This is a genomic window from Chamaesiphon sp. OTE_75_metabat_556 (assembly GCF_031378165.1).
Classification (GTDB): Bacteria; Cyanobacteriota; Cyanobacteriia; order Cyanobacteriales; family Chamaesiphonaceae; genus Chamaesiphon.
On record NZ_JANNDR010000085.1, the window covers coordinates 1 to 2,050 of the forward strand.

The 2,050-nt window shown below is 43.7% G+C and carries 3 protein-coding genes; 2 read left to right on the plus strand and 1 reads right to left on the minus strand.

Going from position 1 to position 2,050, the window contains the following annotated elements:
• Nucleotides 1–1,011 (plus strand): AMP-binding protein (locus RMO27_RS04000; protein WP_309729345.1); only part of this gene is annotated, 1,011 nt, incomplete at its 5' end.
• Nucleotides 1,012–1,079: 68 nt separating this feature from the next.
• Here RMO27_RS04000 and RMO27_RS04005 read toward each other — a convergent pair.
• Nucleotides 1,080–1,253: a hypothetical protein gene (locus tag RMO27_RS04005; protein ID WP_309729346.1), complete on the minus strand. Its 174-nt coding sequence runs from the start codon at nucleotides 1,251–1,253 to the stop codon at nucleotides 1,080–1,082.
• Nucleotides 1,254–1,270: 17 nt separating this feature from the next.
• Here RMO27_RS04005 and RMO27_RS04010 point away from each other — a divergent pair, with 17 nt between their 5' ends.
• Nucleotides 1,271–1,783, plus strand: coding sequence for a hypothetical protein (locus tag RMO27_RS04010; protein WP_309729347.1), 513 nt, complete (start codon nucleotides 1,271–1,273; stop codon nucleotides 1,781–1,783).
• The last annotated feature ends 267 nt before the right edge of the window (nucleotides 1,784–2,050 follow it).

The window sequence follows — 2,050 nt, forward strand, 5'->3', positions numbered from 1 at the left end:
AGTTATATCGTCTATGGGCCATTATCCAAAGGCGCGACGACGGTCATGTATGAAGGAGTCACCCGCCCCTCAAAACCAGGCAGCACTTGGGATATCATTGAAAAATATGGTGTCACCATCTTCTACACCGCCCCCACAGCCATTCGTGTCTTTATGAAAATGGGCGAAGAACTCCCCAACGCCCGCAACCTCTCTACCCTCCGCCTGCTGGGAACAGTCGGCGAACCCATCAACCCCGAAGCCTGGATGTGGTACCACCGCGTCATCGGCAAAGAAAAATGTCCGATCGTCGATACTTGGTGGCAAACTGAAACTGGAGGAATCATGATTACATCCCTCCCTGGCGCAATTCCCACCAAACCAGGCTCCGCCACCCGCCCCTTCCCTGGTATCGTTGCTGAAATCGTCGATCTCGATGGTAATCCCCTTCCCGCCAATAATGGTGGCTACTTAACCGTTCAATATCCTTGGCCAGGAATGATGCGCACAGTCTACGGCGACGACGAACGTTTCCGCAAAACCTACTGGGAACACATTGCCCCCCAAGATGGCAAATACATGTATTTTGCGGGGGATGGAGCGCGTCAGGATGCCGATGGATACTTCTGGATCATGGGACGCACCGACGACGTGCTCAACGTCTCTGGGCACCGTCTAGGCACGATGGAAGTCGAATCCGCGCTCGTCTCTCACCCTTCCGTTGCTGAAGCTGCTGTTGTCGGGAAACCTGATGAGATTAAGGGTGAAGAAATCGTCGCGTTTGTAACTCTAAATAATAACTTTGTTGGCGATCCAAGTTTAGCAAAAGAGTTGCAAAAACACGTCGGTACTGAAATTGGTGCGATCGCTCGTCCTGGTGAAATCCGCTTTACTGATGCGCTACCCAAGACTCGATCGGGTAAAATTATGCGGCGATTATTGCGCGATCTAGCCGCAGGGAAAGAGGTTTCTGGTGATACTTCAACACTAGAAGATCGTAGTGTCTTGGATAAATTGCGAGGTAGTGATTAGTCAAGCTAGATAGAAAAACCAAACCCTCAAATAAGGGTTTGGTTTCAGAATCCAGAATTGCCTTACAACTATTTTTGTACACTCTTGGGATCGGCACCATCTTGTCTGTAGTTGATAGTCTTAGCGGGATCGACCTTCGGTAAAATGCGTGGTGGCGGTGTTGACGGTGTTGTTGACTGGGATGTATTTTGACCCTGACTTTGACTTTGACTTTGACCTTGATTTACTGATTTGTCTGTCATTTTAAGCACCTTGAGTAATGACGAATATTAAGCTTACTTACGATTATACTTTAAATTCTATAAAGGTTGTAAATGAAAGTGTTGACAAAATAAATACTAAGCTCGGATTAGTTTTAACACTCAGTGGTATTCTAGTTAATTTTGGCAAGGATTTACCAGGATATAATTTAGTTATTACCAAGGGATTAACTTATCTTTGTCTATCTTGTTACTTACTAAAATTAGGTGCATACATTTTAATCATTGCTGCGATCTCATTTGCCTTGTGGGGATTATCACCTGCAATTGGCGGAAAAATTATTTTGCCAGCACAATTACTTGAAGATGAATGGAATCTTGCTGAAGAGGAAAATTATTTAACAGCCTTAGTTAATTATCTAGAAAATGAAACGCTGTTAGTTTTAAATAAATTCAGAGATGTAAAGGCAGGCAGATTAGCTTTGGCGATTCGATCGATCTCATCAGCCGTCATTTTATTAGGATTAGACGAGATTATTACTATCTCAATTCCTGTCTTGCAAAAACTATAGATCGATGTTTTCGATTATGCGTCGTTGCGTTCCCGCAGATTTGAGTTAAATGTTTTAAAATATAAAGATAGCCGTAATTACTGATTTACGATGACTGACCAAGAATTACAACAATTAGTAGCATCTAATGCTCGGACTATTCAAGCCATGTTGGAGCAGCAAGAAACCAGTAGGTTGCAATATGAGTCACATCGATTGCTTCACGAAGAGCAAATGAACGAAATTAGACAAGCGATGTTACGGTTAGCTAGTGTTGAAGAAGGGTTA

Coding starts and splice junctions, on each gene's coding strand:
- RMO27_RS04005 (WP_309729346.1), bottom strand. CDS start 1,253: ATGACAGACAAATCAGTAAATCAAGGTCAAAGTCAAAGTCAAAGTCAG.
- RMO27_RS04010 (WP_309729347.1), top strand. CDS start 1,271: ATGACGAATATTAAGCTTACTTACGATTATACTTTAAATTCTATAAAG.